We start from the raw sequence: 25,934 nt of genomic DNA, 5'->3' as shown, positions 1-25,934 counted from the left end.
AAATCGGGAAGGAAGTGTGAATCAGGTTATCGGGATTTTGTTTGGAACATCGGGGAGTTTTAATTTTCTTCACTAAAAATTAAGGAGGAATTGTTAATGAAAAGGATTGTTTCGGCGATTTTATCAACTGTACTGTTAATCAGCACTTTTGCGGGGTGTCAAGCGAAAACCTCCACTTCAGACACAAACGCCGCCGCGAACGTGAGTGGCGCGGCAACGGACGGAGTGGTACTGAATGTTGGGATGATGCCGTTTACCGTAAACGTGCCGGCACAGTATGCGTACGAAAAGGGCTGGTTCAAGGATGCAGGACTGAATGTAAAATTTGTTATGTTCCAGAATGGTACGCCGATGAACGAGTCTCTCTCCGCGGGGCAGCTTGATATCGGAGTTGCGGGGACCGCGGCGGTGTTCTCTATGGCAAACGATATCAGTACGCTGGTTTATGAGTCGAATACGGCCGGCGGCATGGGACTTTATGTAAGAAAGGACAGCCCGATCGCAAAGATAAAAGGGCAGCTGAAAGATAACCCGGACGTTTTGGGTTCCAAGGATACGGTTAAGGGAATCAAAGTGCTCGGGTCTCTGGGAACCGTATCTCAATATGTTACGATAAACTATGCGCAGAAATTCGGTCTTAAAGAAACGGATATCGAGCAGGTTTCCATGGAATTTGCACAGGCTCTTCAGGCGTTCAAAACTGGTGAGGGCGACGCGATCTCCGTTCCTCCTCCGTTCTCCTTCCAGGCGGAAGCCGCCGGAGCAGTAAGGGCCATTTCGTTTGAACAAGCTTCCGGTATGAAGATGAAGGACGGAATTCTCGTACGGAAAAGCGTTCTCAAAGACAGAAAAGCAGATGTTGTGAAATTTATTCAGGTTTACGAAAAAGCCTGCGAAGCACTTGCGAAGGATAAAGATGAAAGACACACCTTCTCCATGAAGTTCTTCAAAGATAATGGTCTGGTATATACGGACAAAATGATGGATGATGAAATCTCCGTACGCGATTATATCACCAAGGAAGACTACAAGCAGTCCGGGTATACTTTGGGTGACAGCTATATGCTGCTGGCAAATTTCTTCGCCGACGCAGGAAAAATTGAAAAAGACCTTCTTCCCAATGTTCCCAAGAACTTTGATGCGTCGGTTATTGAGGAAGCGTTTGGCGTAAAGATCAACACTGCGAAATAAGCGTATTTTAACGGATAAAGAAACGAGGTGCAAAATGAAAAACAAGAAGAACGGAGCCAAATACCTGCTGCTGTCTGTGTTATCCGTAGTTATCGTTATATTCGTGTGGTATCTTGTCACAGATATATTAAAAATGTTTCCCTCTTCTATTTTCCCAAGTCCGCTTAAGGTTGTCAGAACCTTCTTTATTAAAATGTATGATGTTAACCCTGACGGCGCCACCCTGCCGCAGCATATCGGAGCAAGTCTTCAGGTCGCCCTGCTGGGTTACTTTCTCGGGCTTCTGATTGGCATTCCATTAGGCATACTGATGGGATGGAGCGAAAAGATCGACATGTTTTTCCGTCCCCTGTTTGACTTGCTGAGACCTGTTCCAGGTATTGCCTGGATTCCTCTCATGATCATCTTTCTCGGGATCGGGATTGCCTCCAAGGCTGCGGTTATTTTCCTTTCCGCTTTGGTTCCGTGTATTGTGAACGCTTATTCGGGAATCAAACGGACAAGAGCAGTTCATTTGTGGGTCGGGCAAACGTTCGGCGCCTCCAACATGCAGCTGCTGTTTAAGATCGCGATTCCTACGGCGATGCCCATGGTCATGACGGCGTGCAGAGTTGCGCTTGGCTCCGCATGGACAGCCTTGGTAGCCGCCGAACTGCTTGCGTCTACAAAAGGGCTCGGATTTATGATTCAGCAGTGCAGAGGACTATCCCGCCCGGACGTTATTATTGTCGGGATGATCTCCATCGGCGCGATCGGCGCCCTGCTTGGGCAGCTGCTTTCCGTGATTGAAAAGATCGTGCTGAAAGGAGGAGAACAGTAATGGGAAAAAAGCTTAAATCGAAAAATATGACAAAAGTCATCGCCGGGGCTGTCTCTATCCTGCTGTTTATCCTGCTTTGGCAGTACGGCGCGGCCTGTACGGCAGTTGGAAAGCTCCTTCCGACACCGGTCGTGGTGTTTCAGGATTTTATTAAGGACTGCTACTCCAATATTGGCCAGTATACGCTGATTGGGCATATTTTCTGGAGTCTGGAACGCGTAATGCTTGCTTATGTGGTGGCCTGTGTTGCGGGAGTCGCCTTAGGAATGGGAATGGGCTGGAACCGGACGATCGAGGCGATTTTCCGTCCGATTTTTGAGGTCATCCGCCCGATTCCTCCGATCGCGTGGATTCCGCTTTCCATCCTGTGGTTCGGAATCGGAGAGATGACGAAATTCTTCCTGATCTTTTTAGCGGCGTTCACAAATGTCACCCAAAACGCATATGCGGGTGCCAAAGCGGTTGATCCGGTTCTGGTTGGGGCCGCTAAAATGTTGGGGGCCAACAACCGGCAGCTCTTTACCAAGATTGTAATGCCTTTTTCCGTTCCGTACATTTTTGCCGGCCTGCAGATCGCGCTTTCCAGCAGCTGGGCAACGGTTGTGGCGGCTGAAATGGTTCGTTCCTCCGAAGGAGTCGGATGGCTGATTTTCGGCGGAATGCAGACGAACGACACAACACAGATTCTGGTGGGAATCCTTGCGATCGGTATTGTAGGGTTTATCCTTGCCATTATTATGAGAGAAGCGGAGGCCAGACTATGCGCATGGAACAACAGGGGAGTATAAAGGATAATTTTATTATCGATTGTGAAAACGTCACGAAGGAGTTTACAACGGAACGGGGAACCCTTAAGGTCGCCGATAACTTTTCACTGAAGGTGAAAGAAAATGAATTTCTTGTTCTGTTTGGCCCCGGTCAGTGCGGTAAAACCACTCTGCTGAACCTGATTGCGGGACTTGAGCCCGCCACCTCCGGAAAAATAATCGTTAATAATAAGGAAGTGAACAAACCGAATCCCGAACGCGGAGTGGTTTACCAGACGACGGCGCTGTTTCCCTGGCTCACCGTCAAAGGGAATGTGGAGTTTGGACCGAAGGTAAGGGGAATATCAAAAGCGGAGAGAGAAAGAAGAACGGCCCATTATATTAAATTAGTCGGCCTGGAAGGATTTGAAAACTCCTATCCAGTCAAACTTTCCGGAGGGATGCAGCAGCGCGTCGGCATTGCCCGGGCGTACTGCAACGAACCGGTCGTGATGCTGATGGACGAGCCGTTCGGCCATCTGGATGCTCAAACAAGATACCTGATGCAAGAAGAACTTGTTCGTATCTGGGAATCCGAAAAAAGGACCGCGATTTTTGTTACAAACAATATTGAAGAGGCCCTGTATCTGGCTGACCGGATCGTCGTGCTCACAAACTGCCCCGCGAGTGTAAAGTGTGAATACAATATCACCATGAAACGTCCGAGAGACTATGTGGACCCTGAATTTTTACGCCTTAGGGAAGAAATCACAAATATAGTGGACAAGACACTTTAAACGGAAGGGGGAAGTTCAAGTGGCTGAAGACAGAATCAAAGTAAAGGCAGACCACATTACAAAAAAGTTCGGTGATTTGCTTGTTTTGGACGATATATCCTTTGAAGTGAAAAAAGGAGAGTTCTTATGTATTGTCGGACCGACTGGCTGTGGCAAAACGACCTTTCTCAACAGCCTGACCAAACTTAATGAGCTTACCGCGGGCGAAATTTATATTGACGGTGAACCGGTGAATCTGAAAAAGCATAACATCGCTTACATTTTTCAGGAATATTCCACAATGCCGTGGTTGACCGTGGAACAAAACGTCCGGTTTGGCCTGAATATTAAAAAAGTACCTGAGGCAGACCAAAAAAAGCGGGCGGAAGAGGTAATGGAAATGGTGGGACTGACTAAATTCCGCGACTACTATCCAAAACAGCTTTCCGCCAGTATGCTGCAAAGAGTGGTTATCGCAAGGGCGTTTGCAGTGCATCCGGAGCTGCTGCTGATGGATGAACCCTACGGCCAGCTCGATATCGAGCTTCGCTTTAAGCTGGAGGATGAGCTGATCAAGCTCTGGCAGAAGGAGAAAACAACCATCATCTTTATTACGCACAATATTGAAGAAGCGGTCTATATGGCAGAACGCTGTCTGATCCTCTCCAATAAGCCCACACACATTAAAGAAGAAACCGTGATTGATCTTCCCAGACCGAGAAATGTTTCCAGTCCTGATTTTATCGCAAAGAGGCAGTATATTACAGATCAGATCAAGTGGTGGTAAGAAGACGATTAAAAAGGTTTGGGTTGAGCGTCAGAACAATACCCAATGGAAAAAATTCTTTGTGGACTATTCAAAATTCATCATAATTAATTTATAATGATGAAAAAAGCAAAGAGAGGCAGTACCATGGAACAGGGAATCGTAGAGAGCAGAAAAGACCTGAAAAGAAATAAAATAATCAGTACAGTCCGGTACAACGAAATGATCTCAAGGCATGAAGTCAAAAAAAGGACTGGCTACAGTATGACAACTGTGCTGAATACAATCAATGATTTAATTGAAAAAAGGCTGCTCGTTGAGGAAGACTGCGATTCTGTCCGGGTGGGTCGCAGGCCCACATGGCTGCATATCTGTCCGGATGGACAATATTTCATTGGCGTGGAATTCAATGCGGACAGCCTGAACTGTGTAGTGGTAAACTTTGCGTTTCAGGTTATTTTTTCCGCAGATGACAGGCTTTATTCAACAGATACGCCGGAGACTATTCTTAAAAAAATTGAAACCGCCATTCGCCGTGCGCTGGACTTCGTGGGGGAAGATAAATCCAGAGTTTTGGGAATCGGCCTCGGATTGCCGGGCTATGTGAATAAGGAAAAAGGACTCGGTGTGGAGTACGCCTATATCAACGGATGGAGGAACATCCCCATTCAACGGATGATTGAAGAAAAATTCGGCTATAAGGTCATCATTGAAAACAACATCAATACCATGACGATAGCCTATCGCTGGATGGAGTATGGGGAAAGAGCGGATGATTTTGTCCTGCTCTCCATGAAATACGGTCTCAGAATGGGTATGATCATTGGGAATAAGCTGTATTCCGGAAATAATGGCACAGCGGGTGAAATTGGCCATGTCCGGCTGGTAAACGGTTACCGTTATTGCTCCTGTGGCAAAAAAGGATGTTTGGATACGGAGGCTTCCTTCAAAGCAATAAAGACCAAAATTGTTGAACGGATGGAATGCGGATATTTTGCCGATATCAAAGAGATGGTTCAGGGTGATATGGACCGCTTTTCTATGAGCATGTTTGTGGAGTCCGCTTTGCAGGGAAATCCCGATTCCGTAGATCTGATGAGGGAAACAGCTGCTTATTTAGGCGAAAGCCTTGCAATGGCGCTGGCAGCCATTAACCCCAAGCAGGTGATTATTGCGAGCAAAAGCGGAATGGGCGGAGAGATCTTTTCCAATATGGTCTATAGTGTGATTCAGGACAGTGTGCCCTCCGAGCTCATTGAAAATTTCAGCGTCGAATGCATCAAGGCGCAGGATAATATCGGTGCGGTCGGAGCCGCTATGATGATTATGGAGAACGAATACCAGGTGGCACAGGAAGAAGTTTGAGGGAAGTGCGAAATTTTCCTCATGGCTGCTGAATTGTATCGAAATCGATAAAATTTTGAGGAGAAAAATCATGAAACTAAAATCTGTAACATCGTTGCTTTTGCTTTCAGTAATCTGGGGCGTTTACTATGTCGCCACCCAAAGAGCTGTCAGAGTTTTGTCGGTTTTTTCAGTAGGAATTGTAGTTCGTTTTATCACCATGATGATTCTGGCAGTTATCATGCTGGCCGAGGGAAAGTTTACGGATCTGTTCCATACAAAGGGGGTAACCAAAAGGCTGTTTCTGATAGGAGGCTTCGGCTATCTTCTGGACCTGACCGCTTTTATCGGCCTCTCGGTTTCTCCGGCGGGCAGCGGTACCGCGCTTTTGAAATGCGATGTTTTGTTTGTAAATATCATTTCGGTACTGATTTACAAATATAGGTTTACTCGCGCGGATTGGGCCTGCTCCATGGTAATGCTCTTTGGGGTTTTTCTGGTGATGGGGATCAATTTTTCCAGCTTCCGTTTGGGCGATGCGGGCAATATTTTTTTCATCCTCAGCGCCCTGTTCGTATCTATCAACGCTTTCCTGATCAAAAGCGTACAGACCAGCAAAGTAAGCGCGGTAAGCGATCATGTGGTTGCGTTCTATAACAATTTTATCACCATGGCGCTCTTCGCGCTGTCTGCGCTGTTTACCGGGGATTTCCGGCAGCTTGCAAAAATCGGCGGCAACGCATTTATTATTGTGATACTGCTGATATGCTCTGTTGGCCAATCCCTGATTTATATCGTTTACTATGATAACCTCAGACGTTTTCCCGTATGGATCGTAAAGGTCTTTCTGCTGCTGATGCCGGTTGTGGCGGCGCTGGTCTCCTACATGGCTTTCGGTGAAAGGCTGGTACCGATGCAATATGGTGGTATGGCGGTAGTCCTTCTCGGAGCTCTGGGAATTCTTCTGGAGCAAAAGAAAAAAAGCCAATTTCAGCAAAATACCGTGACGGAAGGAGTAAAAGAAAAATGAAAGAACAATTCAGTTTTTATATGCCGGTTAATATCCGGTTTGGAAACGGCATAACAAAAGAATTGAGCCAATATGTGAAAGGGAACAGCGTCCTCCTGATTTGCGATCCGTTCCTTTACAAGTCCGGCGTGGCGAAAACGCTGGGCGATGCTATGACTGAAAAGAACACTGTGTATTTCAGTGAAATCGAGCCAAACCCATCCTGCGAAAGTGTGGATAAAGCGGCGCGGGCCGCCCGGGAAATTCAGGCGGACTGCGTGATCGGACTGGGCGGCGGAAGTGCAATGGATGTTTCCAAAATTGTTTCCTGCCTTGTGACCAATCCGGGAAGTATCTACGATTACTACGCCGGCGGAAACCGTGTGCTTGAATCAAGGAAAGCACAGCTGATTCTGATACCTACAACGGCGGGTACCGGAAGTGAAGTTACAAATGTCGGCGTGTTTACCAATCAGAGGGCCGGGATCAAAATGCCGATGGTAAACGACTGCTTCTGGGCGGACTGCGCAATGATCGATCCCGAGCTCACTTATACCCTTCCGCCCGCCGTCACCGCCTCTACCGGAATGGACGCGTTCTGCCATGCAATAGAAGCCTACTGGAACAAAGAGTCGCAGCCTTTATGCGATATGCTCTCGCTGGGCGCGCTGGAACTGGTTCTGAAAAACATCAAAAAAGCTTATGACACGCCGTCCGACAAGGAAGCGCGCGCGTCGATGATTTTAGCGAGCCTGACAGCGGGGGTCGCGTTCAGTCAGACAAGGACCACCGGCATTCATGCGCTGAGCTTCCCGCTCACGACGGAATTCGGGGCCAACCACGGGACCGCCTGCTCCATAACGCTACCCGCGTTTATACGTCTCTGCTACAAACAGGCAAAGGAAAAAATGGAGAAGCTCATGCGTTACCTCGGCTATTCGGAGATCAATGAATTTGCAGATGCGGTTGAGCATTTGATGGAAAGCATGAAGATGCCCGTGCGTCTTCATCAGCTCGGGGTCAGGGAATCCGATATACCGCATATTGCAAAAGTGGGTTTAAATGCGGCGATTATCCAGCTGACGCCTGCCGAAATGAATGAGGAAACCGTGTGCGGACTTCTGAGATCCATTCTGTAAGGTTCGCACAGATCAATTAAAGGAGCCACAATCATGAGTAATAAGGTACAAATGCTTCAGGAGAAAGCGGATGAAATCCGGAAGCTGACGATACAGGAAATCGGAGAGCTCGGGGTAGGGCATATCGGAGGCTGCCTTTCCATCTGCGAGGTACTTTCCGCCCTTTACTTCGACATTATGCGGATCGACGCGGAAAACCCGAAAATGGAGGATCGCGACCGTTTCGTACTGTCCAAAGGGCATGGCGGACCGGCAGTCTATGCCGCTTTGGCTCTGAAGGGCTTTCTGAAAAAAAGCGAGCTGGCTACGCTGAACAGGCCGAATACCCATCTGCCCAGCCACTGCGACCGGAACCTGACGAACGGGATCGATATGACCACCGGTTCGCTGGGACAGGGATTCTCGGCGGCGGTCGGTATGGCCGCGGCGGCAAACATGGAACATAAAGACCTGTTTGTCTATACGATTATCGGCGACGGCGAAAGTCAGGAAGGCCAGATATGGGAGGCCGCCATGTTTGCCGCCAGCAGGCAGCTGGACCATCTGGTTGCGTTTACCGACTACAATAAAATGCAGATTGACGGGATGATTGAAAGCGTCAACGGGCTGTATCCCCTGGATAAAAAATGGGAGGCTTTTGGCTGGCACGTCCAATCGGTGGACGGGCACAATATTCAGGAAATTCTGAATGCCGTCGACAACGCGAAAAAAATACCGGGCAGGCCCTCTATGATTCTGCTCAACACCATTAAGGGCAAGGGCGCATATTTCTGCGAGAACATGGTAAAGTCCCACAATATGCAAATTACGCCGGAGATGTGGAGAGAAGCGGTAGATTTACTGGATCGGGAGGAAGCATAACATGGAACTGGAAAACAGATGGCTGCGTGAAACCTATGTGGATCTGCTGATGGAATATGCGCAAAAGGATGAGAGGCTGGTTCTTGTTGAGGCGGACCTGATGCTTGCGGCCGGTACAAAACGTTTTGCCGAAAAGTATCCGGAAAGGACCTTTGACGTCGGTATTGCGGAGGCGAATATGATCGGAGTAGCTGCGGGAATGGCGGCTATGGGCAAAATCCCTTTTACGCATACCTTTACACCGTTCTCGACCCGCCGCGTCTGCGATCAGGTCACGTTATCGGTTGCATACGCGAAGCTGAATGTAAAGATGATGGGAAGCGATCCGGGCGTGACCGCGGAACTGAACGGCGGAACTCATATGAGCATGGAGGACGTTGCCATTATGCGCAATATTCCCGGAATGACGGTGTTTGAGCCCACGGACAGCGCCCAGTTGAGAAAAGCGTTTCCGCAGATTATGTACCATGACGGTCCGGTGTATATCCGCCTGCTCCGGAGAAACGCGGTCAGAATTTTCGAGGACGACTGCGAATTCCAGCTGGGTAAAGGCATTGTCCTGAAGACCGGCCGGGACGTGACCCTCGTTGCCTCCGGCATTATGGTCGCGGAGACAATGGAAGCCGGCAGGCTGCTTGGCGAAAAAGGAATCGATGCGGAAATCATCAATATCCATACGGTAAAACCCCTGGACACCGGGCTGCTGCTGGAAAGCGCCCGTAAAACCGGTGCGGTGGTCACGGCGGAAAATCATACCGTAATCAACGGGCTCGGCAGCGCAGTTGCGGACTGCCTGAGTGAGCATTTTCCCGTACCGCTTCAAAAGGTCGGCGTAAAAGATCATTTCGGCGAAGTCGGACTGACCGAATTCCTGAAAGAAAAATATGGGCTTAAAGCCCGAAATATCGTGGAAGCCGCCGAAAAAGCAATAGCCATGAAGGACAGGAGGAAATCGAATGCTGAACAAAAATCAGATTGCTGATTTTCAAGAAAAGGAGCAGGTTTTGCGGGAAATTCTCCGGGACAAGGGCGCTGAAGCGCTTTTGCTGAGCAATCAGAACGATTTTAGCTGGTTGACAGGGGGCCGAGGTTTTATTGGCACCGCTTCCACCGCGGCCTGCGGTACTGTTGTGGTCACAAAGGACAGGACTTATCTGGTAGCGGAAAATATTGAGGCAGCCCGCCTTTATAAAGAGCAGCTTGGGGAAAATCCTTTTGTGACCGTAAAAGAGTATCCCTGGCAGGAGTCGGGAGAGAGAAGTAAAATTCTTGATAAAATCTGCGGTTCTGGAAAAAGATTGGATGCCGGTGGGGTTGAAAAGGAACTGTTCGATGCGCGCACGCGGATGAGCGCCTATGATATTGAACGTTACCGCGATATTTGCCAGACTGCGGCGAAGGACCTGGAAGAAGTCTGCCGTACGCTCAGGCCCGGCATTACCGAGTATGAACTGGCCGGACAGCTTGCCCGGAAATTCTGGGCGGACAATCTGGAACCGATCACTTTGCTGATTGGTTTTGACGAAAGAACGCTTCGATACAGGCATCCCGTACCCACGGGGGCGGTTCTGAAAAATTATGCGCTGATCGCCGTCTGCGCCCGCAGGGGCGGGCTGATCGCTTCCGCGACAAGACTTGTAGCTCTGAAAGACCCCGGAAGCGGAATGAAAGAGAGACAGAAGGTTTCCGCGTATGTGGATGCGGTTTTTGCGGTAAATACGTTGCCGGGGCGAACAGTGGGCAGCGTGTTTGACTCGGCGCTCAAGGCGTACGCGGGAAAGGGGTATGCGGATGAATGGAAGTTCCATCATCAGGGTGGACTGACCGGTTATGCCGCCAGAGAGCTGAAAGCCGTAAGCAGCAGTACCCACGTCATTCGGGAAAATGAAGTATATGCGTGGAATCCTTCCGTGCAGGGTACCAAGTCGGAAAATACCATTTTTATTACGAAAGACGGATTTGAAAGCCTGACCCATACAGGCGACTATCCTTACCTTACTTTTGAAATAAACGGGAAAACAGTCATGACGGAAGACATTCTCATTTTAGGCTGAGGAGGAAGAGACATTGAAGAAGATTATTATCGGCTCAGATAAATCGGGTTTTACGCTGAAAGAAGCAATCAAAACCCATCTTTGCGAACAGGGGTATGAGGTAGAGGACTGCGGAACGCAAAGCCTGGAAAAAGGAATGACGTTTTACGAGGTCGCTCCTGTTGCCGCAAAAAAGATACAGGACGGCGAATTTGAGCGCGGGATTCTGATTTGCGGAACGGGTATGGGTATGTCCGTTGTTGCAAACAAATTCAAGGGCGTTTATGCGGCAGCCTGCGAAAGTACCTATGCGGCGGAAAAATGCCGCGCGATCAACGACGCGAATATCCTGACCATGGGCGGCTGGATGATCGGAGAGGTTCTCGGCTGTGAAATGGCCGATGTCTTTCTGCATACGGAATTCACCCAGAATCTGGAGGAATGGCGGCAGAAGTTCCTCAGGGGCGCGCGCGAGCAGGTGAAAAATATTGAAGAGGAAATTTATCAATAAACGGAGGAAAAACGATGAAATACTTTTTAGACAGCGCAAAGCTGGACGAAATTCAATACGCTTATGAAAACTACGGGATCGACGGCGTTACCACCAACCCGAAGCATATTAAGCTGAGCGGGAAGCCTTTTATGCAGATCGTAAAGGATGTGGCGGCCTGGATCAGAAAAAATGGGCTGGAGGGCGCCGATCGGTTCCCTGTGTCCTTCGAAATTAATCCGCATCTGGAGAAAGCGACGGATATTATCGCCGCGGCAAAGGAGATTTCTTCCTATTCCCCGAATTATGTTATTAAAGTCCCCTGTACGGAGCAGGGTCTCATTGCTGCAAGGAAGCTGGAGGGGATGAATGTGCGCACCAACGTCACGCTTGTGTTCTCTCCGTCTCAGGCAATCCCCGTCGGAAAGCTCGGGGCAAAATTTGTTTCTCCCTTTGTGGGCTGGAAAGAAAACAGCGGAGACGACGCATTGGAATATATCGCGAAGATTGTTAAAATTTACAGGACCTTTGATTTTAAGACGGAGATCATTGTGGCGGCGGTCCGCAACGGAAAGCAGATCGGCGATTATGCCGAAATCGGTGCGGATATCGTGACCTGCGGGCTTGACGTTTACAAGGCGAGCTTTGAGCACCCGTTCACCGCTTACGGCATCGACGTATTCCGTAAAGCGTGGGACAGTACGGTTCAGTCCTGATACACCAAAAAGGAGGAATGAAATATGCAAAAAGTTAAAGTGGGAGTAGTATGTCTGACAAGGACAACCTACGATTATAAAACAGCCCAGGAAATCTATAACAAAACAATGGAAGACCTGAAGAAGATACCGGATGTCGAATGGGTATTTGAAGAGAAGGCGGTAATCGAAATAGAGGACGCTGAGAGCGCTTCTCAAAAGATGCTAAAGAATAATGTGGACGGCCTTGTAATCATCAGCGGCACTTTTCATTTGGGGCATCTGGCCCTGATCTTTAATAAATACATAAAAAAACCTATTTTGCTGTGGGCGTTCGACGAGCTTCCTTATGACGGAGGGAAAATCCGCCTCAATTCCGTATGCGGTCTGAACCTGAACGCCTCCAATCTGTATAAGGCGGGGAACGATCATTATACCTGTACCATCGGCGGTAGCATCGACAAGACGTGGCTTGCGGCGCTGCGGGTAAAAGCTGTGGTCGAAAACGCCAGGATCGGGCTTGTGGGCTATCGGGCGCATGGTTTCTTCAACGTGGGGACCGACGACCTGGATGTTTACCGGAAAACGGGTATCCTGATCGATCATTTCGAAATTTCCGATATGTTTTCCCAGCCGGTTGACGACAGTGAAGTAAAAAAAGAGAGGGAAGAAATTCTCAGACTCTTTAACTGTAAAGAACTTACCGATAGACAAATTGAGAATGTCGCGCGTCTGTGCGTGAGCGCGGCGAAATTTATGGGAAAATATCAACTCACCGCCGCCGCCATCCGCTGCTGGCCGGAATACGCGGCAAACTATGGTGTGTCGCCGTGCGCAACCATGTCCATCCTGCAGTCCCGCGGAATGATCCTCGGCTGCGAGGGGGACATAGAGGGAACCCTCTCCATGTTGGCTGCCAGGGCTATGGGCGCTGAGACGCCGTTCTTAGCCGACCTTTCTCAGGTTGACCTGAAAGAGGATTTTGCTCTGATGTGGCACTGCGGCGTCGCACCGCTCAATCTTTGGGACGGCAAATGCGAAAGAACGCTCGATACCTATTTTGCGGGCGGAAAAGGCGTGACCGCAGGCTTTGTTATGAAAAGCGGACATGTAAACGTGATGCGCATCGATACAGCCCGTGGAAAAACAAGAATGTTCGTTGCCGCCGGGGAAGCGGTCGATATGAAAAAACAGCTTTGCGGCACTTATGCCAAGGTAAAATTCGAACAACATATTACAGAGGTGCTGGACAAGGTAGTGTATACGGGCCTTGCGCACCATGTCACGATGGTGTATGGCGAATACAGAGATATCATGAGGGTGTTCGCAAAGATGATGGACTATGAAATTATAGAATAGCCGGAGGTAAAGAGATGAGTGAGTATAAAGGAAAACTGCACGAAACCGCCGTTCGATTTCCCGATACGGATGTCTGGATGGACTCCTGCGGAGAAAAAGAACTGAACTACGGCTTGGAACGCGGGATTGTAGGCGCTACAAGCAATCCGATTATTGTTGGCGCGGTTATTAAAGAAGAACTTCCTTTCTGGGAAAAAAAGATCAAAGAGCTTCTGGTTGAGATGCCTGACGCGACGGAAGACGACATTGCATGGAGCCTGATCTATGAGGCGGGCCGTGAGCGGTCGAAAAAGCTTCTTCCGGTATTTGAAAAATACAAAGGGAAAAAAGGAAGGCTTTCCATTCAGGTAAACGCGAAGTATTACAGGAATGCGGATAAAATGCTGGAGCAGGCTATGTTTCTTAATTCCCTCGGCAGAAACATGCAGGTGAAAATACCTGCGTCAAAAGCTGGCATCAAAGCAATGGAAGAAGCTACCTACCACGGCATAAGCATCAACGCTACGGTATCCTTTACCGTAGCTCAGGCTGTGGCTGTGACCGAAGCAGTGGAGCGCGGATTGGAAAGAAGAAGAAAAGAAAACCTTCCGGTCGAGGACATGTCGCCTGTTTGTACCATTATGATCGGCAGGACGGATGACTGGCTGAAAGAGTATGTAAAAAATGAAAATCTCGTTCTTGATCCGGAATGTCTGGAATGGGCCGGAGTTGCCGTCATCAAGGAGGCCTACCGGATTTATAAAGAACGAGGCTATACGACAAGGCTTCTGTCCGCAGCGAACCGCAACCATTACCACTGGTCACAGCTGATCGGCGGCGACCTCGCCATGACGGTCAATTACGCGTGGCATAAAAAGATCAACGCATGCAATATTGAAGTAAAGAACCGCATAGATGAGCCGGTGAATCCGAAATATCTAAATGAGCTGAATAAGCTGGCAGAATTCCACAAATCGTTTGATGAAAACGGGATGAAGCCCGAAGAGTTTGAAAAGTATGGCGGTTTCCGCAATACGATTTCTACTTTCCTTTCGGGATATGACGACCTTGTTAAGCTGGTAAGAGGCTATATGATTTGAAACGACAATTCTGTGCATGTGCTTTTTCGCCGGTTTGCGGGAATCTCTTTTTTGAACGATAGCTTCTGTAGGAACTCAACACTGGGTTGAGTTTTACAATATCATAGTTCTTTTTCATCTTTCTTAATAAAACGACCCAAAAATAAAGCCAAGGATTCCAGTTTCTCTTCCATCAAGAGCACAGGAATCCTTGGCTTCTTCCTTATTTCACCACAATGGAAAATCGTCCATTTAGATTACAACTGTATGTACAGTACTCTTGCTGACACCGAATTTTTTTGCTGCGCCGCGCACGGTGGTTCTGTTCTTGATTATGTACTCGCCGAGCTCAACGGCGCGCTCCTCAACAATACCTTTCACTGTTCCACCCTCCAAACGATTCCGATTGGTAAATAATTATGCGGGGGAAAGGGGAATTAGTACAGGAAGAGAATATACATCAGGGCAAAATCGGATGGATGCCGCTTTTGACAAAGTCCTCCGGCATTTTATTAAAACCAACTGCCGTTCAAAACTTTCGCTGTTTGAATACCTTGTCAGACAAATTCCGCTTTCGGACGGAAAACAAATTGGTTTTAATCAGCTTGGATTTGAGTGACGCTCCCAATGCCCGAGGATTTCCAAAAGGCTGTCAAGCTTATTTTTTATGCAATTGAATATCTAAATTATTCAAAAGTCCGTAAAAAAGAAAGAAAAACCGAAAAGAAGGAGCAAAATCAAACCTGTATTCATAATTTTAAATTTTGACTTATTCTTTATCAATTGTATAGTGAATTTATGACAAATTAAATAAATGTTTAAATTTTGTAAAGCTTTTGTTGACTTTACTACTTTGAAGTAGTAAAATTTAAAGCATGAATAATTCATATGAGTTTGGCAAAGATGTCAAATCGGTATCGAACCATTTTGACGTTTTTGCTAATTTATTATTCAAATATTATAAAATGAAGGTTTTTAAAATGTTTGATAGTATTTAAGATTTTTACAACTTTCATCTTCATTAAATCAGCTTGCTCGATTGTTCGGTCACGGGGCGGCTGGTTTATGAAAATATTTAATCCGGCATCAATTTTTATGAGGTGATTATATGAAAAAGTTAATTGCGTCACTCCTATCCGCTGCGCTTATCCTGTCTGTGGCAGCAGGCTGCGGTTCCTTTACCGGTAAGTCTGGCGGCGCGACAGCCAGCCAAACGAATTCCGATGCGGCAAAGTCAACGTCAGTCAATATTTATCTGGAAAATGAGATCCCAACCCTGAACCAGTTTGCCGCTTCCGATAATATTGCGTTTAATGTCCTGAATAATATTTCGGAGGGCCTTTACCGGCTTGATATGAACAATCAGCCGCAGCCGGCTATGGCAGAGGACTGCAAGATCTCGGACGACAAGCTCACCTATACCTTTACGCTTCGCGACGGCTTGAAGTTCAGCAACGGCGACGCCATTACCTCTAAAACTTTTAAGGACACATGGATTAAGCAGATGGCCGCCGATACTCCGAACAACTATGCATTCATTATGACCGACTATATTGTAAACGCTCAGGAGTATTCCGAAAAGAAGGCCGCAGCCGACCAGGTCGGGATCGAAACCCCGGACGACAAGACTCTGGTTGTAAAGCTGAAGGCTCCGACGCCTTACTTCCTCTCTCTTACAACCTTCGTTCCTTACTATGCGGTCGACATGAGCTTCTTCAACGAACAGGGCAAAAATTATGCGCTTGGAAAAGAAAATCTGGTTTATTCCGGCCCTTACATAATTTCTCAGTATGACGCGGCTGCAGGTGTGAAGCTGGAAAAAAATCCGGACTACTGGGACGCTGCAAATGTGAAAGTCGATACGGTCAGCATTAAAATCATCAAAGAGCAAAGCACGGCGCTCAACCTTTACAAAGCCGGTCAGCTGAGCCGTGTGCAGCTTGCCTCAACCGATGTTCCGGCTTACAAGGACAACGCGGAATTTAAGACGCACTCGATCTTCCGTACCAACTTCATACAGTTTAATACGACGGGCGAGGGAACGAAAAACCTCAACATCCGCAAAGCGCTCAGCCTTGCAATCGATAATGACACGCTGGTGTCCACCATCCTGAACAACGGTTCCGAAGCGGCAAACGGCGTTGTGCCGAAGGCAATGAGCAGCGGCGTGGCCGGAAAAACCTTCGGCTCCATGCAGGGGACTCTGACGTCTTATGATGAAGCCAAGGCGAAAGAATACTGGGCAAAGGGAGTTGCCGAATTGGGCGGAAAGGTTCCGCAGCTTACTCTCGTTCTGGATGATAACACCGAAAACAAAGATGTCGGCACCTATCTGCAGAGCCAGTTCAAATCCGTACTCGGCATCGACGTAAGACTGGATTCCAAAACGAAGGAAGCCAGAAGAGATCTGATGAAGTCCGGCAACTATCAGATGGGCCTCAACGCCTGGGGCGCCGACTACGATGACCCGATGACCTACCTGCAGATTTGGACGGAAAATAAGAACGCGTTCCGCGGAAACTTTAAAGATACCGATGCGGCAAACAATTACGCGAAATTGATTCAGAGTGCGCACGGTGAAAAGGACAACGAAAAACGCGCCGATCTGCTGGTACAGGCGGAAAAGAGCCTGATCACAGACAATGTGGTCGTCGCTCCTCTGTATTACATGGGTTCCGCCTATCTTATTAAATCCAACGTTTCCAATCTGATTGAACCCAACAGCGGCATTCTGGAATTGAAATACGTTACGGTACAATAAAATCGCTGTCGGCATTCCGTAAGGCTGTTGCCATGCAACAGCCTTACCTGCTGTAAAATCACAATGCGAACTCCAAGGGAGGAAGTAAATTGCAAAAATATATTATCAAACGGCTTGGTTACCTTTTGATCACTCTTTTGGTAATTACCACCGCAACCTTTTTCCTGATGCACAGTCTTCCCGGTACGCCGTTTGACGAAGATAAAATAAGCAATCTGAGCCCGGAGCAGCAGCGTCAGGTTTATGCCAGCTATGGTCTGGACCAGCCGGTTTACGTTCAGTATTTTAAATACCTCGGGAATATTTTTCAGGGGGATCTGGGCACCTCCACTCTGTATTCCGGACGGCCGGTGCAAGGAATCCTTGCGGACCGCATTGTGCCGTCCGCTCTGGTTGGAATTCAGGCTGTCCTCGCCGGCCTTGTCATTGGACTGATCCTTGGCATTATAGCTGCTTACCGGCATAATACTTCTCTGGACTATTTAACGATGGTCATCTCCGTGCTGGGGATTTCCGTCCCGAACTTTGTTGTAGCGGCTTTGCTTCAATATTTTTTCGGACTGAAATGGGGACTGCTTCCGGTTGCTTACTGGGAGAGCTATGCCTGCTCCATCCTGCCTTCCCTTGCGCTGTCCTTCGGCGTCATCGCGCAGATCGCCCGTTTTGTACGTACGGAAATGCTTACGGTTTTACAGCAGGATTATATTTTAATGGCGAAAGCAAAGGGACTCAGCCCGGTAAAGATTCTTCTGCGCCATGCGCTTCGGAATTCCCTGCTGCCTGTCATTACGATCCTTGGCTCCATCACAGTCAATATCCTGACCGGTTCTCTTGCCGTGGAAAGCATTTACAGCGTTCCGGGTATTGGCAGTCTGTTTGTGGATACCATTAAGGCAAACGATTATTCTACAATCCTGGGCCTCACACTTTTCTACAGTGCGTTTTACGTGGTTGTTATCCTTCTGGTTGATATCCTGTACTGCGTCATTGACCCAAGAATCCGGCTCGCGCCGTCAAAGGAGTGATACGATTGCAAAACATAGAACTTACGGAAGACTTGCTGGCTCCTGCTGAAACGGACGAGGGCGACCGGGAAAAAATATCACGGCCTACGCGGTCGGCCTTTCAGGACGGCTGGATTCGCCTGAAACAGAACAAGGGGTCGGTAATCGCTCTGGTGATCCTTCTCGTTTTGGTCGCTCTTGCCTTTTTAGGGCAGGCACTTACGAAAAATAATTACTACGATACGAATTATCAGGCGATCCTTCAGGCGCCGAATGCGGAGCACTGGTTTGGTACGGATAAATTCGGCCGCGATCAATGGGCACGCGTGTGGTACGGTACCCGCGTTTCCCTTTTGATTGCGTTTGTTGCCGCAACGCTCGATTTGGTGGTCGGTGTAACTTACGGCTCGATTTCCGCTTTGCTCGGCGGAAAAGTGGACGCTGTTATGCAGCGTATCATTGAAGTGCTGATCGGCATTCCGAATTTAATCATCGTCATCTTATTGATGATGGTCATGCCCGCGGGTATTGGAACCCTGATCATCGCCATGTCTATTTCCGGTTGGGTGAACATGGCCCGATTAGTCCGTGCGGAAATTCTGAAGCTGAAAGATCAGGAATTCATTCTTGCCGCCCGAATCCTCGGCACCTCCAACAAACGGATCATTCTGAAGCATCTGATCCCCAACACGATCGGGGTGATTGTCATCAATACGATGTTTACGATTCCCTCCGCTATTTTTACGGAAGCTTTCCTCAGCTTTATCGGAATTGGCCTTCAGGAGCCGAAAGCGTCTTTGGGCGTTTTGATTAACAGTGGTTTTCAGGTCATCAACAGCCAGTTATACCTGCTGCTTATTCCCGCCGTCATAATTGTTTTAATTATGGTGTGCTTCAGCATCCTGGGGGATGGTCTCCGCGACGCATTTGATCCCCGGATGCGTGTTTAGTGCAGAAAAGAGGCTGAAAAATGAGTAGTTTATTAGAAGTTGAAAATTTAGAAATAAACCTGCCAACGCAAAACGGAACCGTGAAGGCTGTTCGCGGGGTCAGTCTTTCTTTGGAGCCAAAGGATACATTGGCTATCGTTGGAGAATCCGGTTCCGGAAAAAGCATGATGGTGAAAGGAATCATGAAGCTGCTGCCGAAAACCGGTAAAATTGCGGCCGGCCGGGTAACGTTTGACGGGAAAGATATTACCGATTTTAACGATCGCCAGATGAGAAAGCTGAACGGTTCGGAAATTTCGATGATTTTTCAGGACCCGATGACTTCCCTGAACCCGACCATGACAATCGGAAAACAAATCGTTGAAATATTAGGGGAACATAAGAAAATGAATTCCCAGCAGATGAAGGAAAGAGCGTTGGAACTTCTGGGATTGGTCGGTATTTCCTACCCGGAAAAACGATTCAGCCAGTATCCTCATCAGCTTTCCGGCGGCATGCGTCAGCGCGTGGTGATTGCGATCGCACTTGCCTGCAACCCGAAGGTTTTGGTGGCGGATGAACCCACAACCGCACTGGATGTTACGATCCAGGCTCAGATCCTTGACCTGATGAAGTCGCTGCAAAGCAGGGTAAACACCTCGATTATCCTGATTACGCACAATCTTGGCGTGGTTGCCAGCATTGCCAATAAAGTCGCGGTTATGTACGGAGGCAAAATTGTGGAAAGCGGCCTGGTGGATGAAATATTCTACCATGCGCAGCACCCTTATACGCTCGGCCTGATTGCTTCCATCCCCAAGATTCATGAAACCGCAAGTGAGCTGAAAACAATCCCCGGCACCCCCCCGGACCTGATTGACCCGCCGAAGGGCTGCCCGTTTGCGCCGCGCTGTGAAAAAGCTCGGAAGGTCTGTCAGCAGTATCAGCCGAAATACACGCAGATTTCCGCCACGCACCGCTCTGCCTGCTGGCTGCAGCATCCCCTCGTGAAAAAATATCAAGAGAATACGGGCGGAAAGGAGAGCCGTGATGAGTGAAGTATTGCTGGAAGTGAAAAATCTTAAAAAATACTTTCAGATTGGGAATAAACAGACTTTAAAAGCGGTGGATGATGTTTCCTTTCAGATTTATAAAGGAGAAACGCTCGGCCTGGTCGGGGAATCCGGCTGTGGGAAATCCACACTGGGCAGAACCATCCTGCGGTTATATCACCCGACGGACGGTGAAATATTGTATGGCGGAAAGAAAATCAGCGGACCGCTTTCCAATGAAGAAGCCAAAGAATGCTGCGGTAAAATGCAGATGATTTTTCAGGATCCATACGCTTCTCTGGATCAGCGCATGAAGGTGCTTGACATTGTTGCGGAAGGACTGGATTCGCAGGAGACCCCGATGAGCAGGGAAGAGCGTGAAAAAACAGTCGTACAGCTGATGGAGATGGTGGGGCTTCAGAAAGAGCATATCGGCCGTTTTCCGCACGAGTTTTCAGGCGGCCAGCGGCAGCGGATCGGCATTGCCAGGGCCCTCGCCATCCATCCTGAATTCCTTGTGGCCGACGAACCGATTTCTGCGCTGGATGTTTCCATTCAGGCGCAGGTCGTCAATCTGCTGAAGAAATTGCAGAATGAGCTGGGTCTGACCTATCTGTTTATTGCGCATGATATTTCAATGGTAAAATATATCAGCAACCGAATCGGCGTCATGTACCTTGGCAGCCTGGTGGAATTGACCGCGAGCGAAACGATGTTTGACAAGCCGCTGCACCCCTACACGCAGGCGCTTCTTTCGGCAATTCCGCTGCCCGACCCAAGGGCGGAAAGAAACCGCAGCGGCGTCGTACTGGAAGGGACCGTGCCGAATCCGGTCAATATTCCGGACGGCTGCAAGTTTTGCTCGCGCTGCAAATATGCGATGGATATCTGCAAACGGTCAAGTCCTGTATTTCGGGAAGTGGAAAAAGACCATTGGGTTGCGTGTTACAGATACGATGGTGAAGCCCAATAATCCGGGCTCGTATCAAACAAAAAGCGGGTAGGTTCCTTGGACTTCGGAAATTCCGAAGCGGAGAACCACCCGCAGTTTTACGAGCTTTTTGGCCCGATACCCGGGCCCCGTATGTCCTTAAGAATTTTTCTCGGAACTGGATTCGTTGATAAAGTGAATGACTTCATGCGCGTCGGAAACGAGCTTGTCGTAGGCCTCTCCCATTTCCAGCACGATTCCGGAAGCAATTAAATTCACCAGCTCGATCGGCAGCGAATAAGAGTTATAAAAAACCCTGGTAGCCGTATCGCACAAATAATTCATGCTGTTCCGGGTTACCACGGGGGACTCCGGATTGTCCGTAATAGAAGTAACGCTCGCGCCCCGATACTCCGCATACTGCACAATGTTCCGCATCGTATCGTAATAGCGGGGAAACGAGATGGCAATCACATGGTCGCCGGGGTGAAGCTTGACCAGGTTCGCCTGAACATTGTCCAGGTCCTCCGGATGAACCAGAATCGCGTTGGCAATCAGCGGCGAAATGCGGCGGTAAAAATACTCGGAGACGACGCTGGAGACGCCCTGCCCGCAAATCAGCACGGTTTTGGCCTGAAGAATCAGCCGCGCGGTTTTTAAAATATGCTCTGTCGGCACGGTATCATAAAATTCGGCGCTTTGCGTGCGGGCGTTATTGATAATCTGCCGGATGACCATTTCCGGATTTCCGCGTTCCACCACGGGAAGATCCAATGAAAAATAACTGGTTTCCATAAAATTTTTCACCAGACGTTCCGTATGCGAACGGAAGGCTTTTTTCAGTTCAATAAAGTTTTCAAACCCGAGCCGCTTACACATGCGAAGGATGGTTACTTCGGAAACGCTGCTGCGCTGGCTGAGGTCTTTCAGGGAGATATAGCAGACGTCCTCCGGATTGGATAGAAGTATGTCCAGGATTTCCCTTTGCTTTCTGGTCAGGTTATGATAATTTTTATTAATTTTCTGGAAAGAATCGTCCGGCATAGTCTGTCCCTCATTTCTTACTCGTTCCTATCAATGATTATACCTTAAACTTGTTTTAATGAAAAGAATAATCTGAAAGAAGCTGCCGAAAACCGGCATTCTCATCATCTTGTGGGCCACACACGTAATATGCGGCAGCCACACCCCATCCGGCGTGGAAGACTGGAGTATAAATGCTGCTTTTAAAAAATATAAGAGTGAATTTGAATCATCCGAACGAAGTTGCGGATATGTTCATCGCGGGCGGAAAAATACAGGCGATTGGCCGCAAACTGGAACCCGCGCTGACGAATCTTGAAGTTCTTGACGGGGACGGCAGGACGGCGATACCGGGGTATATCGATCAGCATGTCCATATTACCGGGGGCGGGGGAGAGGACGGATTTTCCAGCCGCGTACCGGAAATCCAGCTTTCCGACTGTATTCGCGGCGGCGTTACCACGCTGGTCGGCTTGCTGGGAACCGATTCGGTCACCCGCAGCGTCGAAAATGTGGTGGCGAAAACAAAGGCGCTGCGCAGCGAGGGTTTAACCGCCTACTGCCTGACCGGAGCGTATGAATATCCCTCCCCGACTTTGACCGGTTCCGTGAAAAAGGATATTGCGTTTATTGAGGAAGTGATCGGCGTTAAGATTGCGATTTCCGATCACCGTTCGTCGAATCTGTGTAAGCGGGATCTGATTCGGCTTGCATCGGAAGCAAGGCTCGGCGGGCTTCTTTCCAGAAAACCGGGTCTGGTTCACATCCATGTGGGCAGCGGGAAGCGTAAACTCGGTTTATTATTCGATATTTTGGAAACCGAGGACATTCCGATTCAAATATTCCGTCCGACTCATGTGGGAAGAGTGTTTGACGACGCGGTGCGGTTTGCCAATTTAGGCGGATACATCGATTTTACCGCCGAGGAAGAAAGCAGGAAGTCAGCTCAGATAATGGTAAAAGCCTTTGAGCAGGCCCCTGTCGGACGCGTCACGCTCAGTACGGATTCGAACGGCAGTATGCCGAAGTGGAACGAGAACAGGGAGCTCGTCGGGATGGGTGTCGGGCAGATTACAACCCTCCACCGTACCGTAAAGTCGCTTGTACAGGATTGCGGGGTTCCGCTTTCTCAGGCGATACTTCCCGGCACTGCTACCGTGGCGAAGGCGCTGGGGCTTGCCGATCGGAAGGGCCGCCTTGCACAAGGGTACGACGCCGACCTGATTTTGCTCGACGACCGGCTGAATATCGATACCGTTATGGCCGGCGGCGCCATCATGATGAAAACCGGCAGTCTTATCAAAAAAGGAATTTTTGAAAAATAATAAAATCAGTTCAAATTTCATATTGAGAGAAGAGGATTTATTTTGGATGAGGAAAGATTAATTCAATTGATCCGGGAGGTTTCCAACGCGAACGGCGCTTCCGGATTTGAAGACGATGTATTAAAGGTTTTGCGTAAGCAGGGGGAGGGACTGGGGGATTTTTCGGAAGATTCCCTGCGGAACCTGTACCTGAAACGCGCGGGCAACCGGGGCGGCCGTCCGGTCGTTCAGCTGGATGCCCATACGGATGAAGTGTCGTTTATGGTGCAGGCGATTAAGCCGAACGGAACACTGGTGTTTATCACTCTTGGCGGCTGGGTCGCGAATAACATTCCGGCGCATAAGGTGCGTGTACGCAACGCGGAAGGGAATTATATTCCCGGTATTATTGCAAGTAAGCCCCCGCATTTTATGAGCGAAGCGGAGCGCAATGCACCGGCCGACGTGTCCCATATGGTGATTGACGTTGGTGCGACTTCCCGGGAAGAGGCTGTTAACGACTTTAAGATCCGCATTGGGGAACCGGTAGTTCCGGACGTTGATTTTGAATATAGGAAACAGAAAGACCTGCTGATTGGGAAGGCCTTTGACTGCCGTCTGGGCTGCGCGGCCATTTTGGAGACCATGTGTACGCTGCGGGGGAAAAACCTGAATGTGGACGTAACCGCAGGCTTTGCCGTTCAGGAAGAAGTCGGTACGCGCGGTGCTTATGTAACCAGCAACACCATCCGCCCCGACATTGCCATCGTTTTTGAGGGATGCCCGGCGGACGATACGTTTACCGAGGAGTACATGACTCAGACGGCGATCAAAAGAGGGCCTATGCTGCGTCATATTGATGCCCGTATGATCACCAACCCCCGCTATCAGCGTTATGTTCTGGATTTGGGCAGAAAACTTGGGATTCCGGTGCAGGAATCGGTCCGCACAGGCGGTTCCACCAACGGAGCACCGATTCATTTGTCCAACGCCGGCGTTCCGGTAGTCGTTGTGGGGCTCCCGGTACGTTATATCCACACGCATTACGGCATTGCGGCTTTGTCCGATTTGCGGAACGCCGTAAAGCTGGCAAGCGCGGTGATTGAATCGCTGGAGGAAGATATCATAAAATCCTTCTGACACTGTTTTTTGAAGATTTGTAATCACAGAGCTGAAATTACATAGGGGGCCGTATCATGATGGATCAGAAAACAATAGAACAATATTTTGAGGCGCATCGGGAAGAGATGCTTCGCGATATGAGCACGCTGATTCGAATCCCGAGCGAAAAAGGGGAACCCAAAGAAGGAATGCCTTTTGGGGAGTATCCGGCAAAGGCGCTTGCCGCAGCCGTGCAAATTGCGAAGGACATGGGACTTTCAGTAAAAAATTATGATAACTATGCGGCGGCTGTCAATCTGAATCACCTTCCAAGGCAGCTGGATATTCTGGCGCACCTGGATGTTGTTCCCGCGGGGAACGGCTGGACGGTGACGCGGCCGTTTGAGCCGCTTGTCAAAGACGGCAGATTATACGGCAGAGGTTCTGCGGATGACAAAGGCCCGGCAATCGCTGCGCTGTACGCCTTGAAAGCGGTTCGTGACCTGGATGTTCCGCTGAAAAAGAACGCCCGTCTGGTTCTGGGAACCGATGAAGAATGCGGCAGCGCGGACATTACCCATTATTATGAACAGGAATCGGAAGCGCCCATGACTTTTTCGCCGGATGCCGCGTTCCCTGTGATCAATATTGAAAAGGGACGTTACAGCATCTGGGTGAAGGCCGGCTGGAAAGAAGACTTTGCGCTGCCGCGCGTTCTTTCCGTTCACGGCGGCGTAAAAAGCAACGTGGTTCCCGACACTGCCGAGGCTGTGGTGGAGGGACTTTCCGTGCGGGAGCTTTCCGCCTACACTGCCGCGGCTGCCGCTAAAACCGGCATTTCGTTTGAATGGAAGGAGAATAACGGAAAAATTGTCGTGGAAGCGCATGGAGCCTGTGCGCACGCTTCTTCACCGGGCGACGGAAATAATGCAATTACCGGGCTCATCGATTTATTAGTCGGAATTCCATTTGCAAAATCGGAAGGATTTGAGAAACTTCGCGCCGTGAATCAGCTTTTCCCGCACGGCGACTGGCTCGGAAAAGCTTCCGGAGTAGCCATGGAAGACGAGATTTCCGGTCCTCTGACGATGAGCCTGAATCTGTTCGAGTATGAGCCTACGGGACTGAAAGGCTATTTTGACGGTCGTACCCCGGTCTGCGCCACCGATGAGAATTTAAAAGAGATCTTTTGCGCGAAAGCAAGGGCGTACGGTTTGACTCCGGATGGTAAAGGCGTTTCGCCGGCTCACTATGTCCCAAAGGATACGCCCTTTATTCAGACGCTGCTGAAATGTTACGAGCAGTATTCGGGCATAAAGGGAGAGTGCATGGCGATTGGCGGGGGAACTTACGCACATCGCCTGAAAAACGGCGTCGGCTTTGGATGCTCCATGCCGGAAACGGACAACCATATGCATGGCGCGGACGAATATGCGGTCATTGATGAACTGCTGCTGGGAGCGAAAATTTTCACACAGGCAATTATTGATCTTTGCTCCTGAAGAAATATTTTCCCCGATTGAAACAACTTTTTCGCTTTGG

At 49.1% G+C, this 25,934-nt stretch carries 24 protein-coding genes and 1 pseudogene; 23 read left to right on the top strand and 2 right to left on the bottom strand.

Features of this window, described 5'->3' with window-relative positions:
* Window positions 1–96: 96 nt before the first annotated feature.
* The 15 genes from ACQGQ5_RS03455 to ACQGQ5_RS03385 all read left to right on the top strand — a co-directional run bounded on the left by ACQGQ5_RS03455 (window position 97) and on the right by ACQGQ5_RS03385 (window position 14,308).
* The gene (locus tag ACQGQ5_RS03455) at window positions 97–1,191 is read left to right on the top strand and encodes an ABC transporter substrate-binding protein (RefSeq protein WP_455735201.1); all 1,095 of its coding nucleotides are present in this window, start codon (window positions 97–99) and stop codon (window positions 1,189–1,191) included.
* A 34-nt stretch (window positions 1,192–1,225) separates the two neighbouring features.
* Window positions 1,226–2,011 carry an ABC transporter permease gene (locus tag ACQGQ5_RS03450; protein ID WP_455735200.1) on the top strand — a complete coding sequence of 262 codons (786 nt, stop codon included), beginning with the start codon at window positions 1,226–1,228 and terminating at the stop codon, window positions 2,009–2,011.
* On the top strand, window positions 2,011–2,799 hold the full coding sequence (locus ACQGQ5_RS03445) for an ABC transporter permease (RefSeq protein ID WP_455735199.1): 789 nt from the start codon (window positions 2,011–2,013) through the stop codon (window positions 2,797–2,799). Before ACQGQ5_RS03450 ends, ACQGQ5_RS03445 begins: the two co-directional genes overlap by 1 nt.
* Window positions 2,772–3,554 carry an ABC transporter ATP-binding protein gene (locus ACQGQ5_RS03440; protein WP_455735198.1) on the top strand — a complete coding sequence of 261 codons (783 nt, stop codon included), beginning with the start codon at window positions 2,772–2,774 and terminating at the stop codon, window positions 3,552–3,554. The genes ACQGQ5_RS03445 and ACQGQ5_RS03440 overlap by 28 nt, the downstream gene beginning before the upstream one ends.
* Window positions 3,555–3,573: 19 nt before the next feature.
* Window positions 3,574–4,320, top strand: coding sequence for an ABC transporter ATP-binding protein (locus tag ACQGQ5_RS03435; protein ID WP_455735197.1), 747 nt, complete (start codon window positions 3,574–3,576; stop codon window positions 4,318–4,320).
* Window positions 4,321–4,446: 126 nt separating this feature from the next.
* Window positions 4,447–5,664 carry an ROK family protein gene (locus tag ACQGQ5_RS03430; protein WP_455735196.1) on the top strand — a complete coding sequence of 406 codons (1,218 nt, stop codon included), beginning with the start codon at window positions 4,447–4,449 and terminating at the stop codon, window positions 5,662–5,664.
* A gap of 70 nt (window positions 5,665–5,734) precedes the next feature.
* Window positions 5,735–6,673, top strand: coding sequence for a DMT family transporter (locus tag ACQGQ5_RS03425; RefSeq protein ID WP_455735195.1), 939 nt, complete (start codon window positions 5,735–5,737; stop codon window positions 6,671–6,673).
* Window positions 6,670–7,791: an iron-containing alcohol dehydrogenase family protein gene (locus ACQGQ5_RS03420; protein WP_455735194.1), complete on the top strand. Its 1,122-nt coding sequence runs from the start codon at window positions 6,670–6,672 to the stop codon at window positions 7,789–7,791. Before ACQGQ5_RS03425 ends, ACQGQ5_RS03420 begins: the two co-directional genes overlap by 4 nt.
* 33 nt (window positions 7,792–7,824) lie before the next feature.
* Window positions 7,825–8,652 (top strand): transketolase, encoded by an 828-nt coding sequence (locus ACQGQ5_RS03415; RefSeq protein WP_455735193.1) that lies wholly within the window; start codon window positions 7,825–7,827, stop codon window positions 8,650–8,652.
* A gap of 1 nt (window position 8,653) precedes the next feature.
* The gene (locus tag ACQGQ5_RS03410; RefSeq protein WP_455735192.1) at window positions 8,654–9,634 is read left to right on the top strand and encodes a transketolase family protein; all 981 of its coding nucleotides are present in this window, start codon (window positions 8,654–8,656) and stop codon (window positions 9,632–9,634) included.
* Window positions 9,609–10,706: a M24 family metallopeptidase gene (locus tag ACQGQ5_RS03405; protein WP_455735191.1), complete on the top strand. Its 1,098-nt coding sequence runs from the start codon at window positions 9,609–9,611 to the stop codon at window positions 10,704–10,706. The genes ACQGQ5_RS03410 and ACQGQ5_RS03405 overlap by 26 nt, the downstream gene beginning before the upstream one ends.
* A 13-nt stretch (window positions 10,707–10,719) precedes the next feature.
* Window positions 10,720–11,196: an RpiB/LacA/LacB family sugar-phosphate isomerase gene (locus ACQGQ5_RS03400; RefSeq protein ID WP_455735190.1), complete on the top strand. Its 477-nt coding sequence runs from the start codon at window positions 10,720–10,722 to the stop codon at window positions 11,194–11,196.
* A gap of 14 nt (window positions 11,197–11,210) precedes the next feature.
* Window positions 11,211–11,891: a transaldolase family protein gene (locus ACQGQ5_RS03395; RefSeq protein ID WP_455735189.1), complete on the top strand. Its 681-nt coding sequence runs from the start codon at window positions 11,211–11,213 to the stop codon at window positions 11,889–11,891.
* A gap of 24 nt (window positions 11,892–11,915) precedes the next feature.
* Complete coding sequence (locus tag ACQGQ5_RS03390; RefSeq protein WP_455735188.1) at window positions 11,916–13,229, top strand: L-fucose/L-arabinose isomerase family protein; 1,314 nt, start codon at window positions 11,916–11,918, stop codon at window positions 13,227–13,229.
* A gap of 14 nt (window positions 13,230–13,243) precedes the next feature.
* Window positions 13,244–14,308, top strand: coding sequence for a transaldolase family protein (locus tag ACQGQ5_RS03385; protein WP_455735187.1), 1,065 nt, complete (start codon window positions 13,244–13,246; stop codon window positions 14,306–14,308).
* 246 nt (window positions 14,309–14,554) lie between these two features.
* On the opposite strand, the pseudogene ACQGQ5_RS03380 reads toward ACQGQ5_RS03385, so the two are convergent.
* Window positions 14,555–14,668 (bottom strand): annotated as a pseudogene (locus tag ACQGQ5_RS03380) (sporulation transcriptional regulator SpoIIID); the annotation flags it as partial.
* A 727-nt stretch (window positions 14,669–15,395) separates the two neighbouring features.
* On the opposite strand from ACQGQ5_RS03380, the gene ACQGQ5_RS03375 reads away from it, so the two are divergent.
* The 5 genes from ACQGQ5_RS03375 (at window position 15,396) to ACQGQ5_RS03355 (ending at window position 21,006) form a co-directional block, all read left to right on the top strand.
* The gene (locus ACQGQ5_RS03375) at window positions 15,396–17,048 is read left to right on the top strand and encodes a peptide ABC transporter substrate-binding protein (protein ID WP_455735186.1); all 1,653 of its coding nucleotides are present in this window, start codon (window positions 15,396–15,398) and stop codon (window positions 17,046–17,048) included.
* A gap of 89 nt (window positions 17,049–17,137) precedes the next feature.
* Window positions 17,138–18,073, top strand: coding sequence for an ABC transporter permease (locus ACQGQ5_RS03370; protein WP_455735185.1), 936 nt, complete (start codon window positions 17,138–17,140; stop codon window positions 18,071–18,073).
* A gap of 5 nt (window positions 18,074–18,078) precedes the next feature.
* The gene (locus ACQGQ5_RS03365) at window positions 18,079–19,002 is read left to right on the top strand and encodes an ABC transporter permease (protein ID WP_455735184.1); all 924 of its coding nucleotides are present in this window, start codon (window positions 18,079–18,081) and stop codon (window positions 19,000–19,002) included.
* A 20-nt stretch (window positions 19,003–19,022) separates the two neighbouring features.
* Window positions 19,023–20,039 carry an ABC transporter ATP-binding protein gene (locus ACQGQ5_RS03360; RefSeq protein WP_455735183.1) on the top strand — a complete coding sequence of 339 codons (1,017 nt, stop codon included), beginning with the start codon at window positions 19,023–19,025 and terminating at the stop codon, window positions 20,037–20,039.
* Window positions 20,029–21,006, top strand: a complete 978-nt coding sequence (locus tag ACQGQ5_RS03355) for an ABC transporter ATP-binding protein (RefSeq protein ID WP_455735182.1) — start codon at window positions 20,029–20,031, stop codon at window positions 21,004–21,006. Before ACQGQ5_RS03360 ends, ACQGQ5_RS03355 begins: the two co-directional genes overlap by 11 nt.
* A 117-nt stretch (window positions 21,007–21,123) precedes the next feature.
* On the opposite strand, the gene ACQGQ5_RS03350 is transcribed toward ACQGQ5_RS03355, so the two are convergent.
* Window positions 21,124–22,008, bottom strand: coding sequence for a MurR/RpiR family transcriptional regulator (locus ACQGQ5_RS03350; RefSeq protein WP_455735181.1), 885 nt, complete (start codon window positions 22,006–22,008; stop codon window positions 21,124–21,126).
* A 173-nt stretch (window positions 22,009–22,181) separates the two neighbouring features.
* On the opposite strand from ACQGQ5_RS03350, the gene iadA reads away from it, so the two are divergent.
* The 3 genes from iadA to ACQGQ5_RS03335 are packed head-to-tail and all read left to right on the top strand — an operon-like array spanning window position 22,182 to window position 25,894.
* On the top strand, window positions 22,182–23,312 hold the full coding sequence (iadA, locus tag ACQGQ5_RS03345) for a beta-aspartyl-peptidase (RefSeq protein WP_455735180.1): 1,131 nt from the start codon (window positions 22,182–22,184) through the stop codon (window positions 23,310–23,312).
* A 42-nt stretch (window positions 23,313–23,354) separates the two neighbouring features.
* Entirely contained in the window at window positions 23,355–24,431 is a 1,077-nt protein-coding gene (locus tag ACQGQ5_RS03340; protein WP_455735179.1) for a M42 family metallopeptidase, read from the top strand.
* A 59-nt stretch (window positions 24,432–24,490) separates the two neighbouring features.
* Window positions 24,491–25,894, top strand: a complete 1,404-nt coding sequence (locus ACQGQ5_RS03335; RefSeq protein ID WP_455735429.1) for a Sapep family Mn(2+)-dependent dipeptidase — start codon at window positions 24,491–24,493, stop codon at window positions 25,892–25,894.
* The last annotated feature ends 40 nt before the right edge of the window (window positions 25,895–25,934 follow it).

This window comes from Caproiciproducens sp. (genome assembly GCF_053840905.1).
This window is presented reverse-complemented; position numbering and strand designations above follow the sequence as displayed.